At 66.7% G+C, this 15706-nt stretch carries 15 protein-coding genes; 11 read left to right on the forward strand and 4 right to left on the reverse strand.

Features of this window, described 5'->3' with window-relative positions; all coding sequences use genetic code 11:
• Positions 1 to 6 precede the first annotated feature (6 nt).
• Entirely contained in the window at positions 7 to 1221 is a 1215-nt protein-coding gene (locus ACM0PB_RS02860) for a nucleotide disphospho-sugar-binding domain-containing protein (protein ID WP_065185916.1), read from the reverse strand.
• Between the two features lie 280 nt (positions 1222 to 1501).
• Here ACM0PB_RS02860 and rpmB point away from each other — a divergent pair, with 280 nt between their 5' ends.
• From rpmB to uvrD, 6 genes are all read left to right on the forward strand, one after another.
• Entirely contained in the window at positions 1502 to 1738 is a 237-nt protein-coding gene (rpmB, locus tag ACM0PB_RS02865) for a 50S ribosomal protein L28 (RefSeq protein WP_005411638.1), read from the forward strand.
• A 10-nt stretch (positions 1739 to 1748) separates the two neighbouring features.
• Positions 1749 to 1916: a 50S ribosomal protein L33 gene (rpmG, locus tag ACM0PB_RS02870; RefSeq protein WP_169411268.1), complete on the forward strand. Its 168-nt coding sequence runs from the start codon at positions 1749 to 1751 to the stop codon at positions 1914 to 1916.
• 483 nt (positions 1917 to 2399) lie between these two features.
• Complete coding sequence (locus ACM0PB_RS02875; RefSeq protein ID WP_005420350.1) at positions 2400 to 2648, forward strand: hypothetical protein; 249 nt, start codon at positions 2400 to 2402, stop codon at positions 2646 to 2648.
• A gap of 125 nt (positions 2649 to 2773) precedes the next feature.
• Entirely contained in the window at positions 2774 to 4192 is a 1419-nt protein-coding gene (cls, locus tag ACM0PB_RS02880; protein WP_014648869.1) for a cardiolipin synthase, read from the forward strand.
• Positions 4193 to 4237: 45 nt separating this feature from the next.
• A complete protein-coding gene (locus ACM0PB_RS02885) occupies positions 4238 to 5659 on the forward strand; it encodes an FAD/NAD(P)-binding protein (RefSeq protein WP_065185915.1) in 1422 nt (473 codons plus the stop codon).
• Positions 5660 to 5668: 9 nt separating this feature from the next.
• Positions 5669 to 7861: a DNA helicase II gene (gene uvrD, locus ACM0PB_RS02890; protein WP_065185914.1), complete on the forward strand. Its 2193-nt coding sequence runs from the start codon at positions 5669 to 5671 to the stop codon at positions 7859 to 7861.
• Positions 7862 to 8040: 179 nt separating this feature from the next.
• Here uvrD and ACM0PB_RS02895 read toward each other — a convergent pair whose 3' ends face one another.
• Positions 8041 to 8751, reverse strand: a complete 711-nt coding sequence (locus ACM0PB_RS02895; protein WP_253901046.1) for a hypothetical protein — start codon at positions 8749 to 8751, stop codon at positions 8041 to 8043.
• A 138-nt stretch (positions 8752 to 8889) separates the two neighbouring features.
• Here ACM0PB_RS02895 and ACM0PB_RS02900 point away from each other — a divergent pair, with 138 nt between their 5' ends.
• From ACM0PB_RS02900 to ACM0PB_RS02910, 3 genes are all read left to right on the forward strand, one after another.
• Complete coding sequence (locus ACM0PB_RS02900; RefSeq protein WP_171956225.1) at positions 8890 to 9210, forward strand: low molecular weight protein tyrosine phosphatase family protein; 321 nt, start codon at positions 8890 to 8892, stop codon at positions 9208 to 9210.
• A 178-nt stretch (positions 9211 to 9388) separates the two neighbouring features.
• Positions 9389 to 9943, forward strand: a complete 555-nt coding sequence (locus ACM0PB_RS02905; RefSeq protein ID WP_053498326.1) for a hypothetical protein — start codon at positions 9389 to 9391, stop codon at positions 9941 to 9943.
• 191 nt (positions 9944 to 10134) lie between these two features.
• Complete coding sequence (locus ACM0PB_RS02910) at positions 10135 to 10581, forward strand: universal stress protein (RefSeq protein WP_005420335.1); 447 nt, start codon at positions 10135 to 10137, stop codon at positions 10579 to 10581.
• Between the two features lie 171 nt (positions 10582 to 10752).
• Here the strand turns inward: ACM0PB_RS02910 and ACM0PB_RS02915 are convergent, their stop codons facing one another.
• The gene (locus tag ACM0PB_RS02915; RefSeq protein WP_065185913.1) at positions 10753 to 11037 is read right to left on the reverse strand and encodes a DUF2782 domain-containing protein; all 285 of its coding nucleotides are present in this window, start codon (positions 11035 to 11037) and stop codon (positions 10753 to 10755) included.
• Between the two features lie 98 nt (positions 11038 to 11135).
• Here ACM0PB_RS02915 and polA point away from each other — a divergent pair, with 98 nt between their 5' ends.
• On the forward strand, positions 11136 to 13910 hold the full coding sequence (polA, locus tag ACM0PB_RS02920; protein WP_053498328.1) for a DNA polymerase I: 2775 nt from the start codon (positions 11136 to 11138) through the stop codon (positions 13908 to 13910).
• Between the two features lie 367 nt (positions 13911 to 14277).
• Positions 14278 to 14757, forward strand: coding sequence for a DUF421 domain-containing protein (locus ACM0PB_RS02925; protein ID WP_053498330.1), 480 nt, complete (start codon positions 14278 to 14280; stop codon positions 14755 to 14757).
• 36 nt (positions 14758 to 14793) lie between these two features.
• Here ACM0PB_RS02925 and hemF read toward each other — a convergent pair whose 3' ends face one another.
• Complete coding sequence (gene hemF / locus ACM0PB_RS02930; RefSeq protein WP_069138869.1) at positions 14794 to 15690, reverse strand: oxygen-dependent coproporphyrinogen oxidase; 897 nt, start codon at positions 15688 to 15690, stop codon at positions 14794 to 14796.
• Positions 15691 to 15706 lie beyond the last annotated feature (16 nt).

Consider the following 15706-nt stretch of genomic DNA (forward strand, 5'->3'; position numbering starts at 1 on the left):
CCGCTGTTACATCGGACGTAACCAGCGCTCGATCATCGCCACGCCACAGGCCACCCCGTCTTCATCGCTCATCGCCACGCCCAGGGCCGCCGCGCGCGCGCGTACTGCGTCGGCTTCTGCGAAGGTGATGGCTGCTGCCAGCGTTGCTGCATCCAGTCGCTTCGGTGACAACGGTGCCGGTGCCACGCCCAACCGACACAGGCGATCGGCCCAGAAGAACTGATCCGCAGCGAACGGCATCACCAGCGAGGGAATGCCGGCCCGGCAGGCCGAATGCGTGGTGCCGCTGCCACCGTGGTGGATGGCGAGTGCGCAACGCGGGAACAGCGCTTCGTGTGGGGTCGGCCCCAGTACGAAGACCGAATCGGGCAAGCGCATCGCAGGCAGTCCCACCCAGCCAGGAAACAGCAGTACCCGGCGTGGCGCCAGCGCCTGCAGCAAGGCCGGCAGCACGCGTTCGCGATCAAAGCCGGTCATGCTGCCGAAGCCAAGGTAGACCGGCGGCGGGCCGGCATCAAGGAAGGCCCGCAGATCGGCCGGGGGCGCCCAGGGCGCATCAGGAAGCCGCCATTGGCCACAGACGATGTGGTCGGCCGGCCAGTCCGCCGGTGGCGGCAGCAGCTGCGGTGAGATGCCATAGAGCATCGGCAGGCCGGACCACAGCGCGCGGCGCGGCGATTGCCCCAACTGCTGGCGTGCCGCGTTGATCGGCCGGCGGAACTGGCGCCAGATCAGGCCGTTGACCCACCCGTAGCTGGCCCGGTTCAACCAGCCCGGCGAGCGTCCGGGCGGCAGGAACGGGGAGCGGAAGGCGCGCGTCGGGGTCAGCGGAATCATGCCGCTGCCGATGACGGGAATCCTGCGGCGTTCGCCCACGCTCATGCCGACGAAGGCCGCCAGGCCACCGGTCAGAATCGCATCGCAGCCTTCGGCGGCGGCATCGGCCTGGCGCATCCAGCCGCTGACATGCTGCAGCGCCATCCGTGCCAGGCCGGTACTGGCGGCGGCAACGCCGTTGCCACGCGAGACCAGTGCGACCACGTCGTCATGGATGTCACCTTCAAGGGCCGCGTGGGGCACATCCAGTGCCTGCGCGCTGCCCAGGGTGCCGCCATCGGCCAGCAGTGTCACCGCGTGGCCTGCGCCGATCAGCCCATGGCAGAGTATGGCCAGGGGACGTGTGTCGCCTTCGGTTCCGTAGGTCAGGGCCAGCAGCCGCATGGCAAGCTCCGCAGTGGTCCGGGCCAGTATGCCGGTTGGCGGAGTGCCCCCGGTCCTGCCGGTCAGTCCCCGCCTGTGGGTAACTTGCGCAAGTGCTTGAACCGGTGCATAATGCGCGGCTCGCTGTGTCCGGTTTTCTACCGGGCGGCGTCCCCGGGAGCACGTCCCCGGCCGCCCAACGCCAGCGTAACCCTTTGATTCTCTTGACGTGTGGTGGGCAACCATCGAGGCCGCCGTCTCCCGGGCTACGGGCTGACAACTACTACTATCGAGGTGCGCAATGTCCCGCGTATGCCAGGTTTCCGGCAAGCGAGTGCAGACGGGTAACAACGTCTCGCACGCCAACAACAAGACCCGTCGTCGTTTCCTGCCGAATCTGCACGAGCGCCGTTTCTGGGTGGCCAGCGAGAACCGCTGGGTCAAGCTTCGTGTTTCCGCGCATGCACTGCGCACCATCGACAAGAACGGCATTGATTCCGTTCTGGCTGAGCTGCGTGCGCGCGGCGAAAAGGTCTGAGGAGTAAAGCATCATGGCAGGCAAGCGCGATAAGGTCCGTATGATTTCCTCGGCCGGTACCGGCCACTTCTACACCACGGACAAGAACAAGAAGAACACCCCGGGGAAGATGGAATTCCTGAAGTACGATCCGGTCGTGCGCAAGCACGTCCTGTACAAGGAAGGCAAGATCAAGTAATCCGCACGGATTGCTGATCCCCGCGAAGAAACCCGCCCTTGTGGCGGGTTTTTTCATGTCTGGCACTTCCCCCTGGTGGGTGCCGACCCTGGTCGGCACTGCCGCACTCCCTGCGCACGCTGTCGCCAATGACGCCCTGCGCGGAATGATGGGCCGAATGCGATAAGTGATTGTGTCTACCGGTTCCGGCTCTTCGCGCGCTCCAAATCAATTGGAACGACGGGCCCTGCCGTGCCCATGATGGCAAGCCGCTGCGGTTGCAGTGGCCGGGCTTGCAATCCCGTGAAGTCAATCAATCAGTAGACTCGCCAGCCGTCGCCGGAGATCCCTCCGGCGACGGTTGGTGACCTATCCGCCTCTATGGCGGACGGTGCGAGGGGGCCTTGCGCCCGCCGGTTCGTTTGCTGATTGATTGCTTCCCGGTATTGCAACCACGCATCGTCCGCCACCTTCACGGTGGCCAGATCCGTTGAAGGAGGTTGCATGAACACTCCGTCACACCGGCAGGACCTGGAACTGGGCTGGCTGCGCCTGCAGCGCATGCTGCAAGGCATCGAGGGCATGGCGCTGCTGCTGTGCGACCACCATCTGGCACTGGCCAACGGTGCGCCGTCGCCGCTGCCGGAGGCGCAGCTGGAGCGGGCCGCACAGGCCATTGCCTGCATGGCGCTCAACGGCCGCCGCCATGCCGATTCGGTACGCCAGCTGTGCGAGGTGCCGGTGCGGCACTGAGCCATTCTGTAGAGCCGAGCCCACGCTCGGCTGCTCTGCGGTCGGAACGAAAGGCAGTCGAGCATGGCTCGACTCTACAAATCCCGCTGGGCAGAATGGCCCATCACCTCCCGACGGGCGACACGATGCTGTTCGAGTGGTTGCTGGGTTCGTACCTGCTGCTGATCGACTGGCTGATCCGGCTGGTCGCGCTGTGCTGGATTCCCACCCGCACCACGCCGGGGGCGGCGCGCAGCTGGCTGCTGCTGGTCGGCTTCGTGCCGCTGCTGGGCCTGCCGCTGTACCTGCTGTTCGGCCACCCGTGGCTGTCGCGCGAGCGCATCCGGCGTCAGGCCGAGGCCTCGCAGGTCATCCGCGAGGAACAGGCGCTGCAGCATCGCCTGCGCTGGACACCGCAGCCGGACACCGCCAGCGCCGAAATCGTGCCGCTGGTGCAGCGCCAGGGCGATTTCATGCCGGTGCACGGCAACGCCGTCGACCTGCTGACCGACTACGACGAATCGCTGCACACGCTGATTGCCGACATCGACCAGGCCGAAGACCGCGTGCACCTGCTGTACTACCTGATGTTCGATGACGCGGTGGGCGAGGCGATCGTCGAGGCCCTGCAGCGTGCGGCTGCACGCGGCGTGCAGTGCCGCGTGCTGCTCGACGCGGTGGGCGCCAAGCGCGGCCTGCGCGCCTATCGCAAGCGCCTGCAGGCGCGCGACATCGAGGTACGCGCGATGCTGCCCGGCGGCCTGCGCTGGCGCCGCAGCGGGCGCATGGACCTGCGCAACCATCGCAAGATCGCGGTGATCGACAACGAAGTGGCCTATGTCGGTTCGCAGAACCTGGCCGGCCCGCAGTTCGTGCCCGGCCACCCGAACCGCGAGCTGGTGGCGCGCGTGCGTGGCCCGGCAGTGGCGCACCTGGAAGCGGTGTTCGCCAGCGACTGGTACATGGAAACCGGCCAGCGCCTGGACGTGATCGCCGATGTGCCCGAGTGCAGTGACGACATCGCCACCCAGCTGCTGCCAAGCGGCCCGGCCTATCCGTACAGCAATGCGCGCGATGCGGTGGCGGCGCTGATCCACCTGGCACGGCGACGGCTGGTGATGGTCACGCCGTATTTCGTGCCTGACGAAGCTACGCTCAGCGCGTTGCGCATTGCGGCCTTGTCCGGTGTGCAGGTGCAGCTGATCCTCTCGGCCAGCAACAACCAGCGGCTGACCTCGTGGGCGCAGGAGGCGTACTACGACGAGCTGCTGCGCTGTGGCGTGCGCATCGCGCTGTACGAGCCGCAGTTCCTGCACGCCAAGCACATGAGCGTGGACGAGGACATCGCCGTGCTCGGCTCGATCAACATGGACATCCGCTCATTCGCGCTGAATGCCGAGATCGGCCTGGTCTGCTACGACCGCGCGCTGGTGCAGCAGCTGTGTGCGATCGAGGATGGCTACCTGCGCGAGTCGCGGCAGCTGGACCTGCAGCAGTGGCGCAGCCGCCCCACGTGGCGGCGCAGCCGCGAAGGCATCGCACGGCTGGCCGATGCGTTGATGTGAGGCGGCGGCAATCGCCCGCTTCGGCAACCCGGCCCGTCATCGCCGATGGCCTACAATCGGCGCATGACTGATTCACCGCGTAATGGCGAACTGGACCTGGCAATCATCGGTGGTGGTGCGGCCGGGGTGCTGGTGGCGATCCAGGTGCTGCGCCAAGCCAAGGCGCCGCTGGCGATTGCCGTCTTTGAACCCGCCTCGCAGCTGGCCCAGGGCATCGCCTATGCCACGCCGTGGCCGGAGCACCTGCTGAACGTGCCGGCGGCGAAGATGAGTGCGTTTGCCGACCAGCCCGGCGATTTCCTCGACTACCTGATGGCCGCCAACGCCTACCCGGGCCAGGCGCGAGAGGTGCTGGGCGAGCGTTACGTATGCCGCCACTACTTTGCGGCCTACCTGCAGCAGCGCCTGCAGGAGGCCGCTGCGGCCAGCCCGGCGCAGCTGCAGGTGATCGCGCAGCCGGTGCTGGGCCTGCAGCCGGATGACCATGGCTACCGGCTGACACTTGGCGATGCCCAGACGCTGCACGCCGTGCAGGCGGTGCTCGCCACCGGCAACAGCATGCGGCCGCTGCCGGTGGCCGGTGCCGAGGCACTGCCCGCCGATGATGTGATCGAGGCCTGGGACTACGACGGCGTGCGTACCCTGGCCGGTGAGCAGGCCGTGGCCATCGTCGGCTCCGGCCTGAGCATGGCCGACACCGTGCTGGCGCTGGTTGCCGCCGGCCACACCGGCCCGCTGCACGTGATCTCGCGCCATGGCCTGCTGCCGCTTCCGCATGCGCATGGCGGCCTGCCCACGTTCGACCCGGCCACGCTGCTGCCGATGCGCCTGCGCCAGCGCCTGCGCGCATTGCGCGGGTTCGCTCGCCAGGCGCAGGCCGACGGGCTGCCGTGGCAGGGCGTGATGGACCGCATCCGTCCGCATGGACAGGCGCTGTGGTGCAGCCTCGACGCGGCCGACCAGCGCCGCTTCCTGCGCCATGTGGTGCGCTACTGGGACGTGCATCGCCACCGCATCGCCGAAGAGGTCGACGCACAGCTGCAGGCGCTGATCGAAAGCGGCCAACTGCGCATTCACCGGTCCCGCCTGCAACGCGTCGGCCGCGAAGGCGATGCCCTGCGGCTGTCGGGTCGCGATGCCAACGGCAATGAACAGCACTGGACGATCGGCGGCGTGGTCAACGCCACCGGCGTGGAAACCCGCGCCAGTGCGCTGCGCAATCCGTTGCTGCAGCAGCTGCAGGCCGAGGGCCTGGCACGCCCCGGCCCGCATGGGCTGGGCCTGGACAGCACGGTGCCGGGCGACCGCCTGCGTGCTGCCGGTGGCCAGCCGCAGGCACGGCTGGGCGTGCTCGGCAGCCTGCGCATCGGCAGCCTGTGGGAAAGCCTGGCGGTGCCTGAACTGCGTCAGCAGGCGCAGGCGCTGGCCAGCCAGGTGGTCGCAGGAGCCGCGACGGCGATGCCGTAAAATGGAGGCATGGATGTCTCCCACCTGCTTGATGGCCTGAACCCGGCCCAGCGCGAAGCCGTCTCCGCTCCCCCCGGCCACCACCTGGTGCTGGCCGGTGCCGGTTCCGGCAAGACCCGCGTACTCACCCACCGCATCGCCTGGCTGCATGAAGTCGATGGCGTGCCGACCCACGGCATTTTCGCGGTGACCTTCACCAACAAGGCGGCCGGCGAAATGCGCCACCGCATCGACGCCCAGCTGCCTCATGGCAGCCGTGGCATGTGGATCGGTACCTTCCACGGCCTGGCCAACCGCCTGCTGCGCCTGCACTGGCAGGACGCCAAGCTGCCAGAAGGCTTCCAGGTGATGGACTCGGACGACCAGCTGCGGCTGGTCAAGCGCGTGGTGCAGGCGCTGGAGCTGGACGACGGCAAGTACCCGCCCAAGCAGATCGCGTGGTGGATCAACGCGCAGAAGGACGAGGGCCGCCGCCCGCAGCACATCCAGCCCGAACCGCACGACGCGTGGCTGGAAACCATGCGCCAGGCCTACATCGAATACCAGGCGCGCTGCGACCGCGCCGGCCTGGTCGACTTCGCCGAGCTGCTGCTGCGCGCGCATGAACTGCTGCGCGACAACCCGGCCCTGCTGGCGCATTACCGCGCCCGCTTCCGCGAAATCCTGGTGGACGAGTTCCAGGACACCAACGCCATCCAGTACGCCTTCGTGCGCGTGCTGGCCGGCGATTCCGGCCACGTGTTCGTGGTCGGCGACGATGACCAGGCCATCTACGGCTGGCGCGGTGCCAAGGTCGAGAACGTGCAGGGCTTCCTGCGCGACTTCCCGGGTGCGCAGACCATCCGCCTGGAGCAGAACTACCGCTCCACCGCCAACATCCTCGGCGCCGCCAACGCGGTGATCGCGCACAACCCGGATCGCATCGGCAAGCAGCTGTGGACCGACAGCGGCGACGGCGAGCCGATCGACCTGTATGCGGCGTACAACGAGATGGACGAGGCGCGCTACATCGTCGAGCGCGCCCGCCAGTGGGTGCGCGACGGTGGCAGTTACACCGAAGTGGCCGTGCTCTATCGCAGCAACGCGCAGTCGCGCGCGCTGGAAGAAGCGCTGCTGAGCGAGCAGGTGCCGTACCGCGTGTATGGCGGCATGCGCTTCTTCGAGCGTGCCGAAATCAAGGACGCGCTGGCCTACCTGCGCCTGCTGTCCAACCGCAATGATGACGCCGCTTTCGAGCGCGCGGTCAACACGCCCACCCGGGGCATCGGCGACCGCACGCTGGACGAAGTGCGCCGCGAGGCGCGCGCGCAGGGCATTTCGTTGTGGGAAGCGACGATGCTGGTCACCCAGGGCAGCGCGCTGGCCGCACGTGCGCGCAATGCACTGGCCGGCTTCCTGGGGCTGGTCAACGAGCTGCAGGCCCAGACCGTGCACATGACCCTGGCCGAGCGCGTGGACCACGTGCTGGCCCGCTCGCAGCTGCGCGAGCACTGGAGCAAGGAAAGCCGCAATTCGCTGGATTCGGAATCGCGTACCGACAACCTCGACGAACTGGTCTCGGTGGCGTCGCGCTTCGTGCGCCGCGCCGACGACATCGAGGAAGTGGGCGAGGACATGGACGAGCTGGTCGCGTTCCTGGCCTATGCCGCGCTGGAGGCCGGTGAAGGCCAGGCGCAGGCGGGCGAGGATGGCGTGCAGCTGATGACCCTGCACTCGGCCAAGGGCCTGGAATTCCCGCTGGTGTTCCTGGCAGGCATGGAAGACGGCCTGTTCCCGAGTGCACGTTCGCTGGAGGAAAGCGGGCGGCTGGAGGAAGAGCGTCGGCTGGCCTACGTCGGCATCACCCGCGCGCGCCAGAAGCTGGTGCTGAGCTACGCCGAATCTCGCCGCATCCATGGCCAGGACAACTACAGCCTGCCGTCGCGCTTCCTGCGCGAGATTCCGCGCGAGCTGCTGCACGAAGTGCGCCCGAAGGTGCAGGTCTCGCGACCGGCCTCGATGGGCGCCAGCCGGGTGATGGGCCATGCCTCGATCGAGGCACCGCCGGTCAAGCTTGGCGCACTGGTCACCCATCCCAAGTTCGGCGAAGGCATGGTGACCGACTACGAAGGCAACGGCGCCCACGCCCGCGTGCAGGTCGAGTTTGCCGACGCGGGGAGCAAGTGGCTGGTGATGGCCTACGCCAACCTGACGGTGATCTGATCACCGTCGGGGGGGCAGGAATTCCTGTAGAGCCGAGCCCATGCTCGGCTGCCTCTGGCGGGAAAGAGCAGCCGAGCATGGCTATGCCGGTCGTCCTGACCGGCACCCTTCGGGCCGTCGCAAGCGACGTTGGCAGCGGCTCCTGCCGCTACCTTCGGCTCTACAACAGCGGTCGGCTATCAGCCGATGGTGAATGTCTCCACGGCTGCCACCAACCCGGCGCGGTCCATTGCTTCTTCATCCTGGCGGTTGCGGATCAATACGTAGTGGCCCTCCTCCGGCGACAACACCTCGATCACCTCATTGCGATAGTTGGTGATCTCGATGAAGCCGCTGCTCACTCCGTTGAGGTTGTCGATCTCGGCCATTAACGTCTCCAGGCTCACGATGGCGCCGTCCTTGTCCGTTCCGCCGCCAGTGCGGGGATTGTCGAAGTACACGCTTATCTTCGGCTGCCTGGTCCTATGCCAGTTGTTGACGTCAACGATGTGATGTGTGGACCACCTGAAATCCTCTGCTGATTCGTTGCCGTTGAACTCACACCGGAAGATCGGCAGGCATAGGAACAGCCCCGTGCGCTTCTCGATCCGATTCAGAAGCCCGTGATAGGTGCTGGGAACCGCCATCGCATGAGTGAACCCATAGGCGTTGGACGGAATCTCGAAGATCGTTGGCCCATCATGTGAAAGATGGTGCGGTGCGTTCAGCACAACGCTGGTGGCGAATTCCGGATCATCGACATTCTTGGACGCGATCGCGAGGTCATGTCTCTTGGCATTCCTCACGCAGCAGTAGAGTACGTACGTCGCGACTACGTACTTGCTGAAGTAGCAGCCGTGGACTTCGGCCACCTCTCCGAACGACGTTAACAGGTCATCCTTGGTGATCATGGACATCTGGACGGTGGCAAAAGCACATGGTGGCCCCTTGAACGGTCATCCGACCATGCAATTTGTCTGAAAGCAGCCTGTTGGTGTCAGAGCCCTTTTCCGTTGGAAAAGGGATTCGACCCCGATTAGGCTGCGCTCATGACCCGCAACGTGCTCTTCCTCTGCAGCCAGAACCGCCTGCGCAGCCCGACGGCCGAGCAGGTATTCGCCGATTGGCCGGGCATCGAGACCGCCTCGGCCGGGCTGCTGGCCGACGCCGAGGAAGTGCTCGGCCCCGAGCTGCTGCAGTGGGCCGACCTGGTGTTCGTGATGGAGAAGGCGCACCGCAACCGGCTGTCCAGCCGCTACAAGCCGTGGCTGAAGGAGAAGCGAGTGATCTGCCTGGATATCCCGGATGACTACGAGTACATGGTGCTGGTGGAGCTGCTCAAGCGCAAGGTGACCCCGTTCCTGCGCTGACGGGCTGTTGTAGAGCCGAGCCCATGCTCGGCTGCTTCTGGCGGGAAAAGCAGCCGAGCATGGGCTATGCCGGTCGTCCTGACCGGCACCCTTCGGGCCGTCGCAAGCGACGTTGGCAGCGGCTCCTGCCGCTACCTTCGGCTCTACAATAGGCGGCACTTCTTCCAGGAACGCCCCCATGACCGAACCCGCGCTGCACGTCACCGTGACCTTGAATGCCCGGCTGCAGCCCGAACATCGCCACGAGCTGTTCGAAGATCCGCTCGATGCGCTGCTGCAGGCGGCCAATGTCGGCGAGATCACCGGTGGCGGCACCGCGATGTCCGACGACGGCGAGGTCGAATACGGCGATATCGAAGTGGCACTGGTCGACGTGGCCGGGGTGCCCAAGCTGATCGACCTGCTGGAGCAGCTGGGTGCGCCGAAGGGGTCGAAGATCCAGGGGGCAGGCGAAGCTGATCGCAGCTTCGGCGTGACCGAGGGCCTGGGCATCTACCTGGATGGCCTGAACCTGCCGGACGAGGTCTACGAACAGTGCGATTCCAACCACGTATTCGAGCAGCTGTCCGGGAACATCGATGGCCTGGGCGAGATCTGCAGTTGGTGGCAGGGCCCGACCGAAACCGCACTGTACATGTACGGCGAATCGTTCGAGGCGATGCGTGATGCGATTGCCGAATTCGTGTCCAGTTATCCGCTGTGCCAGAACGCACGCGTGGTGCAGATCGCCTGAGCGACATTGTTGTGGAGCCGAGCATGGGCTCGGCTCTACAGAAGGGGGCCGGCCGAGCGCGTCCCTCGGACCACGCGACGGTGCGCACGGGCCCCTGCACAGCGCCGGATTGATCCTGCTCAAGGCGCCGCCTCCACATCCGGTGTGCAATGGTGGCGTTCCCATCTGGCAGACCGCCACGGAGCCCCACCATGTACAAGCGCATCCTGATTGCCACCGACGGGTCCGAGCTGGCCGACAAGGGCCTGGCCAAGGGCCTGGAGCTGGCCAAGGACCTCAACGCCGAGGTCGATATCGTGACTGTCTCCGAGCCGTGGGCCGTCGGCATGTACGACGCCATGGGCTGGAGCGTGGGCTACATGAACAGCCCGGAATACAAGGCTGACCGCGAGGAAGGCGCGCAGAAGGTGCTGCAGCCGGCGCTGGCCAAGGCCGCCGAGCAGGGCATCACCGCCAACCCGGTGCACGTGCTGGACCGCTACGCGGCCGACGGCATCATCGAGACGGCGGCCGAGCGCAACAGCGACCTGATCGTGATGACCTCGCACGGCCGCCGTGGCGTGACCCGCGTGCTGCTGGGCAGCCAGACTGCCGAGGTGCTGGCACGCAGCACGCTGCCGGTACTGGTCATCCGCTGATCCATACCCGCAGATTCAAGCGTTCCCGGGGAGGGACCCGACGCCGGTGCGCAGGATGCGTGCCGGCGTTGTTTTTTTGTGGGGGGATCGGCGGCCGTGCCGATGGCTTCGAGGGGGTCAGAGCCCTTTCCTGTGGAAAGGGATCCGACCCCGGTCACAACCCCGGTCACCTCACCAGCTGTACAGCTTCCAGTAGACCGGCGAGACACCGTCCTTGTCGTTGTCCATGCGGCCGTCGCCGTTCTTGTCATACATGTAGAACGGAGCACCGCGCGACGGGGTCACCTTGACCATGCGCAGCTGGCCGGACACACGGTATTCCTCGATGACATCGCCGTTGTCCATGGTACGCCTGGACACATCCGCGCCCTTGACGTCCACCGGGGGAGCACCCGCGCCACCCATGCTGGCGCAGCCAGCGAGCAGGAGCAGGGAAGCCAGCATCAGGGTCTTCATCGGCGGGGGCCTTTGCCTGGAAAGAGCCCTGATTATGCCCCATCGCGGTGTGCGCGCCGTGTCGCCGCGGTGCAGGCACGGGCGCGTAGAATCGGCGCATGAGCAGATTAGTCCTGATCGACGGGTCCAGTTACCTGTACCGCGCGTTCCACGCGCTGCCGCCCCTGTCCAATGCACAGGGTGAACCCACCGGCGCGCTGTTCGGCGTGGTCAACATGCTGCGTTCGACGCTGAAGGAGCGCCCGGCCTACGTCGCGTTCGTGGTCGATGCGCCCGGCAAGACCTTCCGTGATGACCTGTACGACCAGTACAAGGCCAACCGCCCGCCGATGCCCGATGAACTGCGCAGCCAGGTCGAGCCGATGTGCCGCATCGTCGAAGCGCTGGGCATCAGCATCCTGCGCATCCCCGGCGTGGAAGCCGACGATGTGATCGGCACGCTTGCGCTGCAGGGCCTGGCGCAGGATCTGAAGGTGACCATTTCCACCGGTGACAAGGACTTTGCCCAGCTGGTGCGGCCGGGCATCGAACTGGTCAACACCATGACCGGCAGCCGCATGGATTCCGACGCGGCGGTGATGGACAAGTTCGGCGTGCGCGCCGATCAGATCATCGACCTGCTGGCGCTGATGGGCGACGCGGTCGACAACGTGCCGGGCGTGGAGAAGTGCGGGCCGAAGACCGCTGCCAAGTGGCTGGCCGAGTACCAGCACCTGGACGGGGTGATGGCGGCCGCGCCGACCATGAAGGGCAAGATCGGCGAGAACCTGCGCGCTGCGCTGGAACGCCTGCCGCTGAACCGCGAATTGGTGACGATCCGCACCGATGTGGAACTGGAGGCCAGCCCGACCACGCTGGCGCTGCGCGAGCAGGATGTTCCGGCGCTGACCGAGCTGTATACGCGCTATGGTTTCACCCAGGCGCTGAAGGAGCTGGGCGCGCCTGTGCCGGCACCGGTGGCCGCCAGCGAGGCGACCCCGAGCCTGCGCGGCACTGCGGCCGGCTTCGCGCGTGGCAGCGTCGAGGCGCCCGCCGCCGGCACGCTGGATCCGGCACTGTCCGCGCCGGGTGAATACGAGACCGTGCTGACCAGCGGGCAGCTGCAGGCCTGGGTCGAGCGCCTGCAGCAGGCCGAGCTGATCAGCTTCGATACTGAAACCGATGCGCTGGACGCGATGCGCGCGCGCCTGGTCGGCGTCAGCCTGGCTGTCGAGCCGGGCAGGGCGGCCTACATTCCGGTCGGCCACGATTACCCGGGTGCGCCGGCCCAGCTGCCGATGCAGCAGGTGCTGGATGCGCTGCGGCCGGTGCTGCAGGACCCGGCGAAGAAGAAGCTGGGCCAGCACGGCAAGTACGACCTGCATGTGCTGCGCCGCCACGGCGTGGAGGTGCAGGGCTACCACGACGACACCATGCTCGAGAGCTTCGTGCTCAACTCCACCGCCACCCGCCACGACATGGATTCGCTGGCCCTGCGTTACCTGGGCTACACCACCCTCAAGTTCGAGGACGTGGCCGGCAAGGGCGCCAAGCAGATTCCGTTCTCGCAGGTGGGCATCGACGAAGCCAGCCGCTATGCGGCCGAGGACGCCGACATTACCCTGCGCCTCCATCGCGCGCTGCAGCCGCAGCTGCTGGCCGAGCCGGCGCTGGACAGCGTGTACCGCGACATCGAGATGCCGCTGGTGCCGGTGCTGACCAGCATTGAAGCCAACGGCGTGCGGATCGACACCGACGAACTGCGCCGGCAGAGCCAGGACCTGTCCTCGCGCATGCTGGCCGCGCAGCAGAAGGCCACCGAGCTGGCCGGCCGCAGCTTCAACCTGGATTCGCCCAAGCAGCTGCAGGCGGTGCTGTTCGACGAGCTGAAGCTGCCGGCGGTGGTGAAGACCCCGAAGGGCCAGCCCAGCACCAATGAAGAGGCACTGGAGGCAATTGCCGACCAGCACGAGCTGCCACGGGTGATCCTCGACTACCGCGGGTTGGCCAAGCTGCGCAGCACCTATACCGACAAGCTGCCGGAGATGGTCAACCCGGACACCGGCCGGGTGCATACCAGTTACCACCAGTCTGGTGCCGCCACCGGCCGCCTGTCCTCATCGGACCCGAACCTGCAGAACATCCCGATCCGCACCGAGGACGGCCGCCGCATCCGCCGCGCGTTCGTGGCGCCGGAGGGCTTCCAGCTGCTGGCCGCCGACTATTCGCAGATCGAGCTGCGGATCATGGCCCACCTGTCCGAGGATCCGGGCCTGGTGCGCGCCTTCGAGCAGGGCGCCGACGTGCACCGCGCCACCGCCGCCGAGGTGTTCGGGCGCACGCTGGAGGAAGTGACCCCGAACGAGCGCCGCGCCGCCAAGGCGATCAACTTCGGCCTGATGTACGGCATGAGCGCCTTCGGCCTGGCCCGCAATCTGGGCATCGACCGTGGCCAGGCACAGGACTACGTGGCGCTGTACTTCAGCCGCTATCCGGGCGTGCGTGACTTCATGGAGCGGATGCGCCAGCAGGCCCGTGACCAGGGCTACGTGGAAACCCTGTTCGGCCGCCGCCTGTACCTGAACGACATCCACGCCCGCAACCAGGGCCTGCGTGCCGGTGCCGAGCGCGCCGCGATCAACGCGCCGATGCAGGGCACCGCCGCCGACATCATCAAGCGCGCGATGGTGGATGTGGACCAGTGGCTGCGCGACAGCGGGGCACCAGCGCGGATGATCCTGCAGGTACACGATGAACTGGTCTTCGAAACCGAAAGCAGTTTCGTTGAAGACCTGCGTTTGCAGGTGGTGGAGCGCATGTCGCAAGCGGCCAAACTGCGAGTGCCGCTGGTGGTCGATACCGGCGTCGGCAGCAACTGGGATGAGGCGCACTGACGGAATTCAGGCCGAAAACGACGTGAATGTGTTCATGAGTCGGGGGTTTCTGACTCGACCATGAATGTTGCCCCGATTGAAATTCATTAAATGGGGCCCCTTCACGAACCGTTAGTGTTCGGAGTGCTTCTATAACTCCCGACAGGCGCAATGCCTGTTGTGGATCTCTCCCATCCCCTGGAGCAGATCTCGGAACGGGGACTCCTCCCCAAGTGCCCGTTCCCCGGCCCCGTTGACCTCCCCCTGGTCAGCGGGGCTTTTTATTTGCGCCAACGGAACCTCGGATGGGGTCAGATCCCTTTGCCCGTCGGGCAAAGGGATCTGACCCCAGGTGCTAGGCTGGGCCACCGTTCCGCAGGGGAAGACCATGCCCGACCTGTTCGCCCTGGCCATGCCGTGGTGGGAATTCATCCTGCGCGCGGTGGTGGTGTATGTCGTGGTGCTGGGCATGGTCCGGCTGGGCGGCAAGCGGGCCCTGGGGCAGATCACGCCCTTCGACGTGCTGCTGATCGTGCTGCTGGGCAACGCGGTGCAGAACGCGCTGCTGGGCGCTGACACCTCGCTGGGCGGCGGCCTGCTGCTGGCGGCGACCCTGATCCTGCTGAACTACGGGGTGGGCTGGCTGACCACCCGGAACCGGCGGATGGAGCGGTTGATCGAAGGAGAACCCACCGTAATCGCGCGCGATGGTCGCCTGTTCGAGGCGGTACTTCGCCGCGAGCTGATCAGCCGCGCCGACTTCGATGCCGCGCTGCGCCAGCAGGGCGGGCTGCAGATTGAAGACGTGCAGATTGCCCTGCTGGAGACCACCGGGCACATCACCATCATCGCGCGGAAGGGCAGCTGACCAGCGCCGAGCCCACGCCCCGCGCGACGGCACCCCTCAGAGCCAGTCGCGCGGCACCAGATAGTCTGCCAGGCGCGATTCGGGGCTGCCCGGTTCGGGCGAGAAGCCGTATTCCCAGCGCACCCGCGGTGGCAGGCTCATCAGGATGCTTTCGCTGCGGCCACCGCTCTGCAGCCCGAACAGGGTACCGCGGTCGTAGACCAGGTTGAATTCCACGTAGCGGCCGCGGCGGTACAGCTGGAACTCGCGTTCGCGCTCGCCGTAAAGGGCGTCCTTGCGCTGCTGCACGATCGGCAGGTACGCATCGAGGAAGCCATCGCCGACCGCACGCAGATAAGCGAAATCGCGCTCGAAGTCGCCGTGCAGGTCATCGAAGAACAGGCCGCCGACGCCGCGCGTTTCATTGCGGTGGCGCAGGAAGAAGTATTCGTCGCACCAGCGCTTGTGCGCGGCATAGCGTTCTTCGCCGAACGGCGTGCACAGGTCGCGTGCGACCCGGTGCCAATGCTGCACGTCCTCGTCGAACGGGTAGAACGGGGTCAGGTCGAAGCCGCCGCCGAACCAGCTGGCCACCACTTCGCCGTCGCGCTGCGCCTGGAAGAAGCGCACGTTGGCATGGGTGGTCGGCACGTACGGGTTGAGCGGGTGGAACACCAGCGACACGCCGGTGGCGCGCCAGGAGGCGCCCGCCAGTTCCGGGCGGTTGGCCGAGGCTGACGGTGGCAGGCGGCTGCCAGCCACGTCGGAGAAGCCGATGCCGGCCTGCTCGAACACCGCACCGTCGCGCAGCACGCGGGTACGCCCGCCACCGCCCTCGGCACGCTGCCACAGGTCTTCCTGGAAGCGGGCCCGGCCATCGACGGCCTCGATCGCCGCACAGATGCGGTCCTGCAGCTCGGTGAGGTAGGCGCGAACGCGCTCGAATTCGTTCATGGCGCGTACTTTACCG

Source organism: Stenotrophomonas sp. AR029, from assembly GCF_047520695.2.
GTDB lineage: Bacteria > Pseudomonadota > Gammaproteobacteria > Xanthomonadales > Xanthomonadaceae > Stenotrophomonas > Stenotrophomonas sepilia.